This is a genomic window from Paraburkholderia tropica, assembly GCF_014171495.1.
GTDB classification, from domain to species: Bacteria; Pseudomonadota; Gammaproteobacteria; order Burkholderiales; family Burkholderiaceae; genus Paraburkholderia; species Paraburkholderia tropica.
This window is the reverse complement of the sequence record NZ_CP049137.1, coordinates 699,091-713,621: the sequence shown is the minus strand read 5'-3', so window position 1 is coordinate 713,621 and position 14,531 is coordinate 699,091. Positions and strand designations below refer to the sequence as shown.

General features: G+C 64.6%; 12 protein-coding genes, 2 tRNA genes and 1 rRNA gene. 4 read left to right on the top strand and 11 right to left on the bottom strand.

All coding sequences use genetic code 11. The features are described from left to right. Positions 1-110: 110 nt before the first annotated feature. The 4 genes from G5S35_RS33645 to G5S35_RS33630 all read right to left on the bottom strand — a co-directional run bounded on the left by G5S35_RS33645 (position 111) and on the right by G5S35_RS33630 (position 2,685). Positions 111-186, bottom strand: a tRNA-Ala gene (locus tag G5S35_RS33645). 44 nt (positions 187-230) lie between these two features. After that, positions 231-307 (bottom strand) — tRNA-Ile (locus tag G5S35_RS33640). 65 nt (positions 308-372) lie between these two features. Then, positions 373-1,905, bottom strand: a 16S ribosomal RNA gene (locus G5S35_RS33635). Positions 1,906-2,469: 564 nt separating this feature from the next. Continuing rightward, on the bottom strand, positions 2,470-2,685 hold the full coding sequence (locus G5S35_RS33630; protein WP_065057939.1) for a hypothetical protein: 216 nt from the start codon (positions 2,683-2,685) through the stop codon (positions 2,470-2,472). Between the two features lie 153 nt (positions 2,686-2,838). Between G5S35_RS33630 and G5S35_RS33625 the strand changes: the two genes are divergently transcribed. Continuing rightward, positions 2,839-3,276: a hypothetical protein gene (locus G5S35_RS33625; protein WP_183040613.1), complete on the top strand. Its 438-nt coding sequence runs from the start codon at positions 2,839-2,841 to the stop codon at positions 3,274-3,276. 23 nt (positions 3,277-3,299) lie between these two features. Here the strand turns inward: G5S35_RS33625 and G5S35_RS33620 are convergent, their stop codons facing one another. The 5 genes from G5S35_RS33620 to G5S35_RS33600 form a co-directional block, all read right to left on the bottom strand. Then, on the bottom strand, positions 3,300-4,373 hold the full coding sequence (locus G5S35_RS33620; protein WP_183040612.1) for an ABC transporter permease: 1,074 nt from the start codon (positions 4,371-4,373) through the stop codon (positions 3,300-3,302). Between the two features lie 4 nt (positions 4,374-4,377). Further along, positions 4,378-5,397 carry an ABC transporter permease gene (locus G5S35_RS33615; protein ID WP_080180717.1) on the bottom strand — a complete coding sequence of 340 codons (1,020 nt, stop codon included), beginning with the start codon at positions 5,395-5,397 and terminating at the stop codon, positions 4,378-4,380. 93 nt (positions 5,398-5,490) lie between these two features. Next, positions 5,491-7,074, bottom strand: a complete 1,584-nt coding sequence (locus tag G5S35_RS33610; protein ID WP_183040611.1) for a sugar ABC transporter ATP-binding protein — start codon at positions 7,072-7,074, stop codon at positions 5,491-5,493. Positions 7,075-7,088: 14 nt separating this feature from the next. Beyond that, positions 7,089-8,126 carry an ABC transporter substrate-binding protein gene (locus tag G5S35_RS33605; protein WP_110330081.1) on the bottom strand — a complete coding sequence of 346 codons (1,038 nt, stop codon included), beginning with the start codon at positions 8,124-8,126 and terminating at the stop codon, positions 7,089-7,091. Positions 8,127-8,328: 202 nt separating this feature from the next. Next, positions 8,329-9,414: a LacI family DNA-binding transcriptional regulator gene (locus tag G5S35_RS33600; protein ID WP_082991687.1), complete on the bottom strand. Its 1,086-nt coding sequence runs from the start codon at positions 9,412-9,414 to the stop codon at positions 8,329-8,331. Positions 9,415-9,721: 307 nt separating this feature from the next. Here G5S35_RS33600 and G5S35_RS33595 point away from each other — a divergent pair, with 307 nt between their 5' ends. Then, positions 9,722-10,723: an aldose 1-epimerase gene (locus G5S35_RS33595; protein WP_321859124.1), complete on the top strand. Its 1,002-nt coding sequence runs from the start codon at positions 9,722-9,724 to the stop codon at positions 10,721-10,723. A 32-nt stretch (positions 10,724-10,755) separates the two neighbouring features. Here G5S35_RS33595 and G5S35_RS33590 read toward each other — a convergent pair whose 3' ends face one another. After that, positions 10,756-11,019: a hypothetical protein gene (locus G5S35_RS33590; RefSeq protein WP_065057941.1), complete on the bottom strand. Its 264-nt coding sequence runs from the start codon at positions 11,017-11,019 to the stop codon at positions 10,756-10,758. Positions 11,020-11,416: 397 nt separating this feature from the next. Between G5S35_RS33590 and G5S35_RS33585 the strand changes: the two genes are divergently transcribed. Beyond that, positions 11,417-12,778, top strand: coding sequence for an MFS transporter (locus G5S35_RS33585; protein WP_183040610.1), 1,362 nt, complete (start codon positions 11,417-11,419; stop codon positions 12,776-12,778). A gap of 129 nt (positions 12,779-12,907) precedes the next feature. Here G5S35_RS33585 and G5S35_RS33580 read toward each other — a convergent pair whose 3' ends face one another. Then, the gene (locus G5S35_RS33580; RefSeq protein ID WP_183040609.1) at positions 12,908-13,855 is read right to left on the bottom strand and encodes a CAP domain-containing protein; all 948 of its coding nucleotides are present in this window, start codon (positions 13,853-13,855) and stop codon (positions 12,908-12,910) included. On the opposite strand from G5S35_RS33580, the gene G5S35_RS33575 reads away from it, so the two are divergent. Next, complete coding sequence (locus G5S35_RS33575; protein ID WP_124262788.1) at positions 13,845-14,189, top strand: hypothetical protein; 345 nt, start codon at positions 13,845-13,847, stop codon at positions 14,187-14,189. The two genes, G5S35_RS33580 and G5S35_RS33575, sit on opposite strands and share 11 nt — an antisense overlap. Positions 14,190-14,531: the final 342 nt, after the last annotated feature.

Here is a 14,531-nt window from a genome sequence, read left to right as displayed (position 1 = left end):
ATTGTTAAAGAACGACAGCCGACATGGTTTTACTCACATCGCTCTGACTGGCTCAATCGCCAATGCGTAATACCCGGCTTGTGTTTCACCGGACACTAGGCATTGAGGATTGGTGGAGGATGACGGGATCGAACCGACGACCCCCTGCTTGCAAAGCAGGTGCTCTCCCAGCTGAGCTAATCCCCCAGTCAAAACAACTCAAGGGATCTGTCTCGCCTTTGCAGACAAAGTGGTGGGTCTGGATGGATTCGAACCATCGACCCCCGCCTTATCAAGACGGTGCTCTAACCGACTGAGCTACAGACCCCTGAGTCTGTCTTTATTACAGCCGACAAGTGTGAGCGCTTTGATACGCGAGTGCGTGAGCTCTGGAAAGGAGGTGATCCAGCCGCACCTTCCGATACGGCTACCTTGTTACGACTTCACCCCAGTCATGAATCCTGCCGTGGTGACCGTCCTCCTTGCGGTTAGACTAGCCACTTCTGGCAAAACCCACTCCCATGGTGTGACGGGCGGTGTGTACAAGACCCGGGAACGTATTCACCGCGGCATGCTGATCCGCGATTACTAGCGATTCCAGCTTCACGCAGTCGAGTTGCAGACTGCGATCCGGACTACGATCGGTTTTCTGGGATTGGCTCCACCTCGCGGCTTGGCAACCCTCTGTTCCGACCATTGTATGACGTGTGAAGCCCTACCCATAAGGGCCATGAGGACTTGACGTCATCCCCACCTTCCTCCGGTTTGTCACCGGCAGTCTCCCTGGAGTGCTCTTGCGTAGCAACTAGGGACAAGGGTTGCGCTCGTTGCGGGACTTAACCCAACATCTCACGACACGAGCTGACGACAGCCATGCAGCACCTGTGTTACGGCTCCCTTTCGGGCACTTCCACCTCTCAGCGGAATTCCGTACATGTCAAGGGTAGGTAAGGTTTTTCGCGTTGCATCGAATTAATCCACATCATCCACCGCTTGTGCGGGTCCCCGTCAATTCCTTTGAGTTTTAATCTTGCGACCGTACTCCCCAGGCGGTCAACTTCACGCGTTAGCTACGTTACCAAGTCAATGAAGACCCGACAACCAGTTGACATCGTTTAGGGCGTGGACTACCAGGGTATCTAATCCTGTTTGCTCCCCACGCTTTCGTGCATGAGCGTCAGTATTGACCCAGGGGGCTGCCTTCGCCATCGGTATTCCTCCACATCTCTACGCATTTCACTGCTACACGTGGAATTCTACCCCCCTCTGCCATACTCAAGCGATGCAGTCACCAATGCAGTTCCCAGGTTGAGCCCGGGGATTTCACATCGGTCTTACATCACCGCCTGCGCACGCTTTACGCCCAGTAATTCCGATTAACGCTTGCACCCTACGTATTACCGCGGCTGCTGGCACGTAGTTAGCCGGTGCTTATTCTTCCGGTACCGTCATCCCCCGGCCATATTAGGACCAGGGATTTCTTTCCGGACAAAAGTGCTTTACAACCCGAAGGCCTTCTTCACACACGCGGCATTGCTGGATCAGGCTTTCGCCCATTGTCCAAAATTCCCCACTGCTGCCTCCCGTAGGAGTCTGGGCCGTGTCTCAGTCCCAGTGTGGCTGGTCGTCCTCTCAGACCAGCTACGGATCGTCGCCTTGGTGAGCCTTTACCTCACCAACCAGCTAATCCGCCATCGGCCGCCCCTATAGCGCGAGGTCCGAAGATCCCCCGCTTTCATCCGTAGATCGTATGCGGTATTAATCCGGCTTTCGCCGGGCTATCCCCCACTACAGGACACGTTCCGATGTATTACTCACCCGTTCGCCACTCGCCACCAGGTGCAAGCACCCGTGCTGCCGTTCGACTTGCATGTGTAAGGCATGCCGCCAGCGTTCAATCTGAGCCAGGATCAAACTCTTCAGTTTAAACCTGTTACTGTTTTCGGTTCTCTCGAACCGGTCGCTCACTCAAAGCTGACAGGTATCTGAATTACTTCAAAAACCTGACTTACTTTAGTGTGAGACTCTTGATACTTTTGCTTCTCCTGACCGGCTCCGAAGAACCCGTCAGGTCGCATCACCTATCAAGCGCCCACACTTATCGGCTGTAAATTTTTAAAGATCGCGTCGCGCAAACTGCCCGGTTCGACTGCCGCACCGTAGTGCACTGTTACTACCCGGCGTTTGCTGCGTTGCTGCGTCAGCAGCAGAGAAACGAGATTATGAAGTCTCTTTTTCGTTTCGTCAACTTCTTTTTTACGTCGCCGCTTAAAAAGCTTGTTGATCCTGCGAACCCGCTCGTTTCGTCGCGGGCTTCGCTGCGGCGTATTGCTTGTTGCGTGCAGCGAAGGGGGCGAATCTTAGCGAGGCGATACCATTCACGCAAGCCCCATCGCGAAAATAATCCGCAAAAAAATAGAGGCGCTCCGCGCCTCTCGCCTTCGGCCAGCTTCAGCCAATTACACCGCCAGCACCTGGCCTCTCCGTTCTCTAAGACTTGCTGCCCTTCGGCGGCTTCTTGAACATCGCCTTGCACGGCGGCGACAGCTCGTCGTAGTGCTGCTTCATGCACACGGTGATCTTCTCTTTATTAGGAATGTCGCTCGCACAGAAGTGGAACGCGTCACCACGGCACGCGTGTTCCTGTTCGTCTTGCGACGCCGCGTGGCTCGCGCCCGCCACGCCGATCAACGCGAATCCGAGCATCCAGGCGGCCGCTCGCAGGGTGGGAGTGTGCTTTGTCATATCGCTGTCCTCGTTGAGCGTAGTCAGCGACGGATTGCAAAGCGCGTTCCCGGCACGCCGTTTGCGTGCCCGGCAAGATCTCACGACGAGGCGCTGCCCCGCAGCGTAGCCACCATGAAGACCGCGATTGAACGTCTCGCGACCGGCGCCGCCCTTGCGCTTGCCCTGGCCGCGCCGCTCACCGTCCACGCCGACGACAGCGCCAGCCCTTGCGCCGCGCTCAAACGCATCGTCGCCGCCGCGCCGCAACACTTCGCCGGTTTGCGCGCCGACGATGGCCGCGCCGTCGCGCAACCCTATGGCGACGACGCCCAATGCGCCGCCAGCCGCGGCACCTATCAGTGCATGTGGAGCGGGCGTGACGCCGGCTCCGGCACCAACGCGCTGGAAGGCGTCGGGGCCGACATCGCCTCGTGTCTGCCCGACGCCACACACGACGTCAACTCGCCCAACCGCCAGCACTTCTATCTGGGCGCCCGCGGCAGCCGCACCGAAATCACCGCCCAGACCGACGGCGGCGCACGCGTGAAGCTGACCGTCTCTCATCAATAAGTGAGAGTTAGCCGCAGCCGGCCTCAGCCCGCCGCGCCTTTTGCCTTGCCCTTGCTTGCACCGCCGCGCGGTTTGCCCGATCCCGGCGTCGCACGCGCGACGCCGTGTCGACGCCCCGTCAGCACGGTCTGGACGATCACCGCCGCAAGCAGGAACGCGCCGCTCGCGAGATTCTGATAGTAAGGACTGAGCGTGCCGACCTGATTGATCACGTTATCGATCACGCCGAGCAACAGCACGCCCGCGAGCGGCCCCGCCATCGTCCCGACGCCGCCCGTCAACAGCACGCCGCCGATCACGGCCGCCGCGATCGACTGCAACTCGTAACCGGTGCCCGCCGCCGCCAGCCCCGAATCCAGATGCGAGGCCAGCAGCGCGCCCGACAATCCGGCCAGCGCACCCGACAACCCATAAGCGAGCACCTTCACGCGCTCCACGCGCACGCCGAGCATGCGCGCCGCCTCCTCGTTGCCGCCGATTGCGAAGATCGCCGCGCCGAAACGCGTGTGATTGAGCAGCACCGCGCCGAGCCCGTAGACCACCGCGAGCACCCAGATCAGATTGCTGATGCCGAAAATCGCGCCGTTCGCGATATGCGCGAAGAAACCCGGATTCGCGATCAGCAGATCCTGACTCGCCAGCACGAGCGCGAAGCCCTTCAAACCGAGCAACGCGGCGAGCGTGACGATGAACGGCGCCATCTTCGCGCGCGCGATCAGCAGACCGTTGACCAGTCCGATGACGAAGCCCGCCGCGACCGGCGCGAGCAGCGCGGCGCCCCATCCGTAGGGCGCGGCATACGCCGACAGCACGGTGCCGAGCCCGACCATCGAGCCGACCGACAGATCGAAGCCGCCCAGAATGATCACAAGACTCTGCCCGACCGCGACGAGTCCGAGGAACGCGCTGTTCGAGACGATATCGGCGAGATTGGAGAAGTGCAGGAAGTCGGGGAACACAAGGCCCGCGATCAGCGCGACGACCACCAGCATGCCGATTGCGCCGCGCGACTGCACGAGCGCGATGATCCGCGCGCGCCGGCCGCCATTCGCGGCGTTTGTGGCGTTAGCGGGAGTCGATGTCGTTTCGTGTGCCATCGCTTCACGCTCCCGAGCGCTGCAGATACAGCGCGACGACGATGAACACCGCCTTCAGGATCTGCGCATACGTAAAGCTGATGTTGTTCATGATGAAGCTCGCATCGAGCACCTGAAGCAGCAACACGCCGAACACCGCGCCGACGATCGAGATGCGTCCGCCCGACAGCGGCGTGCCGCCGATCACCGAAGCCGCGATCGCATCGAGTTCGAAGTTCACGCCCACGTAATTCGGATCGGCCGCGCCGAGCCGCGAGGACGCGAACAGCCCCGCCAGTCCCGCGAGCGTGCCGCTCACGGCGTAGACCAGAAACAGCGTGCGGCGCACCGGAATGCCCGCGAGAAACGCCGCGCTGCGACTCGCGCCGACGAGAATCGTGTAGCGCCCGAAGGTCGTGCGGCGCACCACGAACGCCACCACCACGGCCAGCGCAATCGCGATCAGCATGACGATGGGCACCGGTCCGAGAGCGCCCGCGCCGAGCAGATCGAAGGCGGGCGCATCGGGCAAATTCACGCGCGAGCCGCCGAGCAGCGCCTGCGCGAGCCCGCGCGCCGCGACCAGCAGCGCAAGCCCGGAAATCAGCGGATCGATCGCCAGCAGCGCCACCAGCGCGCCGTTGCACAAGCCCGCCACAGCGCCCACCGCAATCGCGCCGACGAGCGCCGTGCCCACGCCATAAGGCAGGAACACGGCGATCGAAGCACTCGCAAGCGCCATCACCGAGCCGACCGAGAGGTCGATGCCGCGCGTCGCAATGGCGAGGTTCTGGCCGAGCGCGATCAACACGATCGGCGCCGCCTCGAACAGCAGGCTGCGCGCGGCGAACGGATTCTTGAAGCCGGGCGTCACGATCAGATTGAACACGACGAGCGCCGCCAGTGCGAAATACACGCTGTGCTCGCGCAGCACCACGCGCCAGGCGGCGGGGCCGCGCGACGCGGCTTCGGGCTGATCGGCGCGCGGCGCGGGGAAGTTCGAGGGGCTCAAGCGTTCCTCGTTCGATTCAATGTTGGTCGCCATCGGTGCGGGATTCGTCGATTGTGCGTCGTTTAGGCGCTTCCTGGGGATGCGAGCGCGTGGAGGTTCAGCGGTAAGCGAGACGGTCAGACGCGCTCACGCGCCGCCGCTGTCCGGGCCAGCGTCCGCAGCCTGGCCCGCCAGTACGGCCAGCACGTCGTCCGGATGCGCGCCCGCGGTCGGCATGCCGCCGTGCGTCGCGCCTTCGTTGAGCATCACGAGTCGGTCCGTCAGCGCGAGCAGTTCTTCCATCTCCGAGGACGTGACCACCACCGCGAGCCCTTCCTGCGCAAGCTGCTGCACGACGCGATGCACTTCCTCCTTCGCGCCGACGTCGATGCCGCGCGTCGGATCGTCGAGCAGCAGCACGTCGGGTTGCGTCGACAGACAGCGCGCGATCAGCGCCTTCTGCTGATTGCCGCCCGAGAGCGTGGTGATCAGCGCGCCCGGCCCCGCCGTCTTGATGCCGAGCCGCGCAATCGCCTCGCGCACTACCTGTGCTTCCTTCGCGCGCGAGATGAAACCGAAGCGCGAAATCCGCGGCAGCAGGCTCGCGACGATGTTCTCGCGCACCGACAGCCGCGGAAAGATCCCTTCGGCGCGCCGGTCCTCGGAGAGAAACGCCAGACCGCGTCCGATCGAGCGCGCGGGCGTGGCGTGCGTGAGAGCGCGGCCCGCGAGACGCACGTCGCCCGCATCGGGCTTTTGCGCGCCGAAGATCGTTTTGAAGGTTTCCGTGCGGCCCGAGCCGAGCAAGCCGGCCAGCCCGACGATCTCGCGCGGCGCCACGCGCATCGTCACGTCGCGCACGCGGTTGCCCCATTGCAGGCCGTCGACTTCGAGCGCGGGCGTCGTGCTCGCGCCGGCGTCGGCCTTGCCCGAGCGGTCGGTCCACGCGTGCTCGCCCGCGCTTTCACGGCCAAGCATCGCGGCGATCAGCGCGGCCCGCGGCAACTCCTGCGGCGTGCCGGTGCGCACCACCGCGCCGTCGCGCATCACGGTGAAACGGTCACACAGGCGATAGCACTCGGAAAGCCGATGGCTCACGAACAGCAGCGCAATGCCTTCCGCGCGCAACGCGTCGACCACATCGAACAGCACGTCCACTTCCGCGCCACTAAGCGCCGAAGTCGGTTCGTCGAGAATCAGCACACGCGCGCCGAGCGAGACGCCGCGCGCGATCGCCACCATCTGCTGCGCGCCGAGCCCGAGCGTGCCGAGCTTCGCCGCCGGATCGACCGCGAGCCGGTAACGCTGCACGATCTGCGCGGTGCGTTCGAGCATCTGCTTTCTATCGGTCAGGATGCCGAAACGTTTTGGCTCGTGACACAGAAAGATATTGTCGGCGACGCTGCGCTCCGGAATCAGGTTGATTTCCTGATACACGGCGCACACGCCCGCGCGCTGCGCGGCGCGCGGACTGTCGAAAGCGACGCTCGCGCCGTCGAGCGCGAGCGTGCCTGCGTCGGGCTGATGAAAACCCGTGAGCACCTTGATGAGCGTGGACTTGCCCGCGCCGTTCTCGCCGACCAGGCCGTGCACTTCGCCCGCGCGCAAGGTGAGCGAGACGTCGCGCAGCGCGCGCACGACGCCGAAGGTCTTCGAGACGCCGCGCGTGTCGAGCACGGCGCGCGGCGTCGCGTCGGCGACCGGGTGAGCGGGAGCTGCGTCCGTCGTCATCGCCGGGCCGCCGCTCAGTAGACCTTGCCCGCCGCGAGCGACTGCTTCGCGTTGGTCTTGTCGAACAGCGCGTCGTCCATGATCTGCTTTTGCGCGACCGGCTTGCCCGCGAGCCAGTCCTCGAGCGACTTGAACGCGAGCGGCCCGAAGCGCGGATTGGTTTCGACGTCCGCCGCCACCCTGCCTTGATCGATATCGGTGACGATTTCCTTGGTGCCGTCGATCGACACGATCTTCACGCCCTTGAGCTTGCCCGCCTGGCGCAGCGCGGTGATCGCGCCGACCGTCATGGTGTCGGCGTGCGTGTAGACGGCGTCGACGTCCGGATGCGCGAGCAGGATCTGCTCCATCACTTTCTGCGCTTCGGTCGTGGACCAGTTGGCCGTCTGCGCGGCGGCGATCTTCATGTTCGGATAGGCCTTGAGCCCCGCCGCGAAACCGTCGGTGCGCTGGCTTTCGACCGTGTTGCCGTAGCCGCCCTGGATTTCGGCGATCACGGCCTTGCCGCCGGTCGCGTCCGCGAGCGCCTTGGCCGCGCGCTCGCCCTGCTTGTAGAAGTCCGAGCCGAGGAAGGTGATGAAATCCTCGCAGACCGTGCCCGCCGTCTGACGGTCGATCGTCACGACCGGAATGCCCTTGGCGCGCGCCTGCGCGAAGGCGGGTTGCAGGCCGGTCGAGTCGTTCGGCGCGACGATCAGCGCCTGCGCGCCCTGATTGATCATGCTTTCGATGTCGGCGACCTGCTTGGCCTGGTTCGCGTTGGCATTCGTATACAGCAGCTTCACGCCCGCCGCTTTCGCGGCCGCGCGCACCGAAGCCGTTTCCGTCGCGCGGAACGGATTCTGTTCGTTCTCCGATTGCGAGAACCCGACCACCATGCCGCTCAGTTTCAGGTTGGACGGCTTGGGATTCGTGCAGGTCTCGCTGGAATTGGCCTGGACCTTCTGCGCGCCGGCGTCGGACTGCGCATAGGCGCTGCTCGAAGCGAACGCGGCAAGCGCCGCGCACAGACCGGCGGCAAAGAGGGCGGACTGGATTCGTTGATGACGCATGGCTGTCTCCTGTTGACCGCGGGGGCACTGAGGCTCTTGGGGCGGTCCCATGCAAAGCGGTGAAATGACGTGGACGGTACGGGCTGCGCGCCCTCCCGCTGCCTTGTTGTCTTTCTGTCTTCCTGATCTCCGCCACACGCATCTGCATGGTGCGTGCGACGGATATTACGGCCACTGCTTCAACTAATATTACCAGTCGGAATCAGGAGATATTAATGAGGGTATTCACGGGTGCCGCGGCGGTGCTGGGCGCACAGACCGAGGCGCGCTCGATGAGCGGCCCGTCGAGCTTGACGGTGCGATGGCGCACGGGCGCGCCGGCGCTGCGGTTCTGCTCCTCCTGGAGCAGCGTGTCGACGGCCCAGCGGCCGAGCTCGTAGTTCGGCAGCACGACCGTGGTGAGTGCCGGGTGCGTGTGACGCGCGATTTCCTGGTCGTCGTAACCCATCACGGAGACGTCCTCGGGCACGCGCAGACCGAGTTGCTTGAGCGCCTCGATCGCGCCGATCGCCATCAGGTCGTTGGCGCAGAAAATGGCCGTGGGCGGCTGCGGCTCGCGCATCAGCGAGAGCGTGAGCTCGAAACCCTGATCCGGGCTCCAGTCGCCGTCGCGCACGAGGCGCTCGTCGAATAGCAGATCGGCGGTCGCAAGCGCCTGCCGATAGCCCTTGAGGCGATCCTTCGCAGCGTCCTGCCAGGTCTCGCCGTTGATGAAGCCGATGCGCCGGTGACCCGCCGCGATCAGATAGTCGGTGGCCGTGTGACCGCCCGCGACTTCGGCCGGCACGACCGAGGAGAGCGCGTGGTCCGACGCGTAGCAGTTCAGCAGCACCGCCGGCACCTTGAGCAGCGCGGGCGGCACCGCGACCTTGCGCGTGTAGACCGTGGCGTAGATCACGCCGAGCACGTTGGGCATCGCGAGCGTCTGCAACACCTGCTGCTCCATCTGCGCGTTGCCGTGCGTGGAGAACACGGCGAGCACGCAGCCCGCGTTCCAGGCGGCGTCGCGCGCACCGTCGATGCTCACGACCGGATGCGGACTGGTCGACACCTCGTCGGCAACATAGACGATCAGGTTGCGATCGCCCGCGCGCGCGGGCGGCTGCGCGGCGCGCACGGGCAACTGATAGCCGAGTTGCTGCGCGACTTCGTGGACCTTGTTGCGGGTGGCCTCGGAGAGCTTGGCGCCGACCGCGCCATTGAGAACGAGAGAGACCGTCGATTGCGACACGCCCGCGGTCTTCGCGATATCGGTCATGGTCGGACGGCGCTGGGTCGATTTTTTCATCGGATGCGAGGTGAGCCGCGGATCGTGCGGATTGTCCGCAAATCGAGCCGCCAGGCGTGCCGCGAAGCGCGTTGCCGAACGGCGTCACGCTTCGCCGCATGGCGGCCGGAAGGCGGCGCGGGCCGGGCCCGCGCTGTTGGGCCGAAGCGTAGCACTAATATTTAGGTCAAACAATTAGCGTAAGTCGCCATACGACATCCTCTCCATCTCTCATCGATCGCGACTATATTATTTTTTATTAGTAATAAGTACACGACTATTCCGACTCGCTTCTTCCCCGCTTTTCCCGCTTCCGGAGACCGCGCCTTTGACCGCCTCCTCGCCACGCCGGGCCTCGATCGCCCGCGCCGCCTCGCCAACGCCGTTCGACGCCGCCGCGCTCGACGACAACCAGCTCATCGCGCTCGCGCATGGCGCCTCGCGCGCGCTGATCGCCCCGCACGTCGGCGGCTCGATTGCCGCCTTTTATGACGACGATCCGATCCACGGCGCGCAACACTGGCTGCGCCCCGCGACAGCGGAGGCGCTCGACGCATGCGATCCGCTCGGCATGGCGAGTTTTCCGCTGATGCCGTACTGCAACCGCATCCGCGACGGACGCTTTCGCTTCGAAGGCGAGATGATCGATCTGCCGAGCGGCACGGGCGCGCTGCGTCACGCGCTGCATGGCCATGCGTGGCGGCGGCCGTGGAACGTCGAATCGTGCGACGCCGGTTCGGTCACGCTGCATTTCGTGCACGACGCGCCCGCGCGCGGCGGCGAGGGCTGGCCGTTCAGCTATGAGGCGCGCCAGCACATCACGCTCGACGAAAGCGGGCTCGCCGTGCGGCTGTGGGCGCGCAATCTCTGCACGCGCGCCATGCCGTTCGGCTTCGGCCATCACCCGTACTATCCGCGCCCGCCCGGCACGCGCATCGCCGCGCGCGTGCGTGCGATGTGGGAGATCGACGCCGAGGTGCTGCCGGTCACGCTCAGCGCGCATCCGGCCGTGGAGGCGCTCGAAGACGGTCTCGTCGTCGATGAATTCGATCTCGACAACAATTTTTCCGGCTGGCGTCGCGAGGCGCTGATCGAGTGGCCGGCCGAAGGGCGGCGCCTCACGCTGCGCGCGAGTGCGCCGCTCGACTACTTCGTGCTCTATAGCGCGGCGGGATTGCCGTGGTTCTGTGCGGAGCCCGTCAGCAACACGACGGACTGGCTGAATCTGCAACTCGACGGACTCGCGGGCCGGCTCGACGTGGGCGGCACCGTGCTCGCGCCCGGCGAGAGCGTTGAAGCGCACCTCGCCTGGCTGCCCGGACGGATCTAGCGCGGAGGCATTGACCCGAGCATCGCGCCACCTTACATACCGGACGACGTGCGCACGCCCGCTTGCGGCGCACCGTAACCGCCCGCCTGCGCATTGTTCGGCAGACCGTTGGCCAACTGGCCGCGCGGATCGGTGGGCCCGACCGGCAACTCGCCCGCCTGACGATTGCCGTGCGTGGGATATTCGCTGCCGCGCGGGGCGTCCGGCATCAGCTGAAGGCCGTTTTGCGGCGAACGCAGATCGTCCGCGGCGGACATCTGCGCGAAGGCGCTACGCGCGGGCAGCGCGGCGGCCACCGCAACGGTGGCGGCAACGAGAACGAGCGCGCCGGTGCGCGCCTTGGGGAAAAACGCCGGGATCTTCACGTCGGACTCCTTTGGCCATCCAGGCCAGATCGCTACTCCAGACTACGCCAGGCTCGATGCTGATTCGACACGCCAACAAATGGTGTGTTCGACACGCTCGCGCACGTTCGGGTTGGCGCGCCCGTCCTGCGCGCACCGGCCGTCTGCAAAGATACGAAGCGCACCGTCTCGCGGATGCGTCTCGCGCGCCAGCCCGCCGCCCTCACTCGATAATGTCCCCGATATCGGCCGCGCACGCACGAGCGTACTATTCGTGCTCGGCATTTCAAGCATAAGAAGCGTGCTCCGCGCGAACCCACGCGCGCGCTCACGCAACGAGGAGACATTCATGAGTCGCAGTCCCGCCGTCAACGTTCAGACGTTTCTCAACGAGCATCCGTTTTCTCCGTTCCAGTGGTTCATCTTCGCGATGTGTTTCGCGATCGTCCTGCTCGACGGCTTCGACACGGCGGCGATCGGTTTCATCGCGCCGTCGCTGCTCGGCGAATGGGGCATCGCCAAACCCGCGCTCGCGCCGGTACTCAGCGCCGCGCTGTTCGGCCTCGCGTTCGGCGCGCTCGCCTCGGGCCCGCTCTCCGACCGGCTCGGCCGCCGCGCGATGCTGCTCGGCTCGGTGCTGGTGTTCGGCATCGCGTGCCTCGGCTCGGCATTCGCCACCAGCATCGACCATCTGACCTGGCTGCGCTTCGTCACGGGCGTGGGGCTCGGCGCGGCGATGCCCAACGCGGTCACGATGATGGGCGAGTACTGCCCCGACAATCGCCGCGCGACCATCATCAATCTGATGTTTTGCGGCTTCCCGCTCGGCGCGGCGTTCGGCGGTTTTCTCGCCGCGTGGATGATCCCGCACTTCGGCTGGCGCAGCGTGCTCGTGCTAGGCGGCGTCACGCCGCTCGTGCTGGCCGTGCCGCTTGCGCTGCGCATGCCCGAGTCGGTGCGCTACATGGTGGCGAACGCGAAACCGGCCGAACGCATCCGCACCGCGCTGGCGCGCATTTCCGCCGATGCGCTCGCGGCCCAGTCGTTCACGATGACCGAAACCGCGCCGCACGCAGAAGGCAGGGGCCTCGGCGTGGTGCTCTCGGCCCGCTATCTGATCGGCTCGGTAATGCTGTGGATCGCCTATTTCATGGGCCTCGTGATCTTCTACGCGTCGATCAACTGGATGCCGCTGCTGCTCAAGGACGCCGGCCTGCCGCCCGCGCACGCGACGCTGATCGCCGCGCTGTTCCCGCTCGGCGGCATCGGCGCGGTGCTGTGCGGCGTGCTGATGGATCGCTTCAACGCCAATCGCATCATCGCGGCCTGCTACGCGCTCACCGCGCTGTCGGTCTGGCTGATCGGCCAGGCGGTGGGCAACGTCGGCGCGCTCGTGCTGATCGTGTTCGTGGCCGGCGTGCTGATGAACACCGCGCAGTCGTCGATGCCCGCGCTCGCCGCCGCCTTCTATCCGACCCAAGGCCGCGGCACCGGCGTCGCGTGGATGCTCGGCATCGGACGCTTCGGCGGCATCGCGGGCTCGTTCCTCGTGGCCGAACTCGCGCGCCGTCATTTCTCGTTCGCCGGCATCTTCGCGACGATCGCCGTGGCAGGTCTGGTCGCGTGCGCGGCGCTGCTGGTGAAACCGGCGGCCCGGCCGCAGGCGATCGAAGCGACGCGCGCGGCGAAAACCGAATCGTTCGGGCATTGAGTCGCGCAATCTGCACGGCAAGATCGCGCGCGCTCGACGCGCGCACATGAACAAAAGGGGTCGCTCGATGCGGCCCCTTTGTTTTGCTGCGTGCTACGTGTTACGTGCTGCGCGCTGCGTTCGCGGCGATCAGAACTTCGGCAGCGGACGGCTTTGCGTGCTTTGCACCGCCGAATGCGCGATGCCCGACGCCGCCGTCGTGAACGTCCACGCCACGTTGATCGAGTACGTCTTGCTCGACGAATCGGTCAGCACGCCGGTCACCTGCACCGTGTAGGTCGTGCCGCTCGCGAGCGCCGTGTACGGCACGCACATCGCCGCGTTGCTGAGTTCGGACGGCGTGGTTTGCGGCGTCTGCGGCAGGCAGGAAACGCTCGCGCCGCTCGCCGACGTAATCGTGAAGTTCAACGAGCTGAGCGTGGTGCCGAAGGCGCTCTGGATCGTCACCGGATAGCCGACCGTCGCATTTTCGTAAGTCGGCTGGCTCGCGAACGGGTTCGGATCTTCGTTCGAGAACCAGCTCGTCGGCACGCCCTGCTGGCCGGAGTACGGATACGCGACGAGCGTGGTGACAGACATCGTGTCGGCGCCCTTGCTGCCGAAGTCGATGTTGAATGCTTCCCAGCTCGCGTTCTGCATGGAGCCGACGCCCATCAGCGTGAAGTCGGCGAGCATGACGATGCGATGGAACGGCGCGTCGAACAGCGTTTCGACCGGCGACAGGCTGTCGTTGAACGCGGCGGGCTGACCGGCCACCACCACTTCGCCCATCATCGAGTACGAGCCTTCGGCCTGGATACGGTCGAACGGCGATGCGCCCGTGTAACCGGTGTTGCCGGAGACTTCGGTATGGCCGTAGGTCTGGTTGTCGACCAGATAGGTTGCGTGGTCGAGCGACGCCGTGGCGAGCCCGGCGTCGGTCGGCAGCGTGGCGAGGCCGACGTTCTGGCGCACGGCGTTCAGCCAGGCGATGCCGTCGGTGGTCGCATTGCCGCTGGCCGAAGGCAACGTCGTGGCGGTGGCGGCAGGCGCGAGCAGCACAACATCGCTCGAGCCCGAGCTGGACGTGGTCGGCACGCTGGTCGCGGAGGAGCGCGACGAACTGCTGCCGGACGAGTTGGTGGACGACGAGCCGGACGAGGCGGACGAATCACCGCCACCGCCGCCGCCGCAAGCAGCGAGAAGCGCAGCGGCCAGCACGGCAGCCGCTTCGAGTTTGAGTGTGGAAAACCGCATGACAAGCCTTTTGTTGTTTATTCGAGAAGTCGCCCCGGCCGGTGTAATGCCGGTTATTGCTGGCGCGTCCATTCATGCCCTTACTCCCTCTGCGTCACGATGCGAACATCGTTCGGCAGCTTTCAATCCGGCAACGCCATTCGATTGCAGAAAATTGATTGCGCGTCCTGACTAACGGCAGAACACGAATGAACTTGAGCATTGCTGCGGGAGAGCGTCGGAACGCGTTTCTGCCGGGCTTTTCCGGCAAAACGCGCGATTATGCAGGAATGCAAAGAGGGCTGGAACAGCGAATTGACGCACCGGTTTCGACTGACGAATTAGCGTCGCTTTAACTGTGGTTTAGCGGTAAAAATTACGTCGTTATTGAGTCGTTTGGCGCGATTTATTGTGGTGCACAGCGTGCCCATTGGCGGAATTTGTGCGGCTCTTTACGGCCGCTTTAAAGACTTATTATTCACACGATTAGCGCGTTTTATTTGGCATCCGAACCAACGGATCAGCGCAATGTGTTGCT

What these genes read in the sequence shown, in the direction of transcription:
- G5S35_RS33630 (WP_065057939.1), bottom strand. Translation starts at nt 2,685, where the DNA reads ATGCTCGGATTCGCGTTGATCGGCGTGGCGGGCGCGAGCCACGCGGCG.
- G5S35_RS33625 (WP_183040613.1), top strand. Translation starts at nt 2,839, where the DNA reads ATGAAGACCGCGATTGAACGTCTCGCGACCGGCGCCGCCCTTGCGCTT.
- G5S35_RS33620 (WP_183040612.1), bottom strand. Translation starts at nt 4,373, where the DNA reads ATGGCACACGAAACGACATCGACTCCCGCTAACGCCACAAACGCCGCG.
- G5S35_RS33615 (WP_080180717.1), bottom strand. Translation starts at nt 5,397, where the DNA reads ATGGCGACCAACATTGAATCGAACGAGGAACGCTTGAGCCCCTCGAAC.
- G5S35_RS33610 (WP_183040611.1), bottom strand. Translation starts at nt 7,074, where the DNA reads ATGACGACGGACGCAGCTCCCGCTCACCCGGTCGCCGACGCGACGCCG.
- G5S35_RS33605 (WP_110330081.1), bottom strand. Translation starts at nt 8,126, where the DNA reads ATGCGTCATCAACGAATCCAGTCCGCCCTCTTTGCCGCCGGTCTGTGC.
- G5S35_RS33600 (WP_082991687.1), bottom strand. Translation starts at nt 9,414, where the DNA reads ATGAAAAAATCGACCCAGCGCCGTCCGACCATGACCGATATCGCGAAG.
- G5S35_RS33585 (WP_183040610.1), top strand. Translation starts at nt 11,417, where the DNA reads ATGAGTCGCAGTCCCGCCGTCAACGTTCAGACGTTTCTCAACGAGCAT.